Genomic DNA, 1,288 nt, shown 5'->3' with positions numbered 1-1,288 from the left:
AGATTGCGATTTTATTGGATGATCCCGCGCATTTAGCTCAGATCCAGCAAATTTTAAAAGATGCGAAGGCTGCTAAATCAATCGAAAAAGAAGAGACTAAAGAGACAAAGGAACAGGTTGAGGTGGAGTTGAGATACACTGCTGTTGATGTTTTGTATCCACAAAGGATTGCAAATGCTATGCAGATACTTTATCCAAAGTCAAATCCAAAGGTTTCGAATGGAAAGCTGTATGTAGTAAGCGGTTTTGAACAGTTCGTCGAAAGTCTTTCGAAAGATCCGATTATAGGAGCTCCTTGGAAAGTAATTGTTGAAGATGTTTCTGAAGAAGTAATTAATATCGCTGCTGAATACTTGGGAATAGATAAGGAGAATTACACCGTAAAAACTATCAATGAAAAGCTGATTGTAACTATTTTTGCAAGTCAAGAAACTTACAAGAGATTTCTAAATTTCTTGGATATGTTTGGTAATGTTAGCTACCTTGTCAGAGTAGATGATGAATATTTGAAAAGGTTCAATGTGAGGATTTTGCAAAGTTTTTCAGATGGAACCAAACTTGTATCGGGAAAGATAAAAGAGATAGAAAGGTTGAAAAAGGCTATTTCTGAAGATATAACAACCTACACTGTCCAGCAGCTTCCAACCGATCCTTCACCGGAGATATTTTCCAAGTTGACAGGAACTGTTGTTGAAAGTAAAGATGGTTTGCTGATATTTACTGTGAGTAAATCAAGGATGGAAAGTTTGAAAAGAGAAATAGAACAAATCCGAAAAAGTTACAGTGTTAACATACTGGTTCTAGAGGATAAATTTAGCACCGAAGAAAAAGATGCAGTCGAGAAAATTTACGGTGTTAAGGTATACAACGTGGATGACAAGATAATAATTTACGGAAATCTGGCAAATGAAGCAAGAAATATGCTTGAAAGTTTGGCCAATAAGAATCAGGTTATTGAGCTAGTACAGCAACGTGTAAGTGATGGTATGTTGGATATGCTAAAAAGCCTATTCAAAATTAACATTTATAACGTAGGAAATGCTATGTACATTGTTGGAAGCAAAGATTCTGTGGAACAGGCTAAAAAATACATATTGTCATATACATCGATGGAAGTTAGTACTAATGTAGAGATGAGTCAATCACACATAGAATACATATCGAAAGTTTACAACGTGCAAGTAGAATATTTCCAGAACATAAGAAAAGCACGTGTGTCTGGATTTAGTGAAAATGTTCAAAAGGCTATTTCGTACATCTCAAGTCTTGGTACTAACGATGTTGTAAT

At 35.2% G+C, this 1,288-nt stretch carries 1 protein-coding gene; it reads left to right on the top strand.

The features are described from left to right. The coding region (locus N2Z58_09425) for a hypothetical protein (GenBank protein MCX7654878.1) at nt 1-1,288 on the top strand (1,288 nt) is incomplete at both ends.

The sequence above is a fragment of the Fervidobacterium sp. genome (assembly GCA_026419195.1).
Taxonomy (GTDB): domain Bacteria; phylum Thermotogota; class Thermotogae; order Thermotogales; family Fervidobacteriaceae; genus Fervidobacterium.
This window is presented reverse-complemented; position numbering and strand designations above follow the sequence as displayed.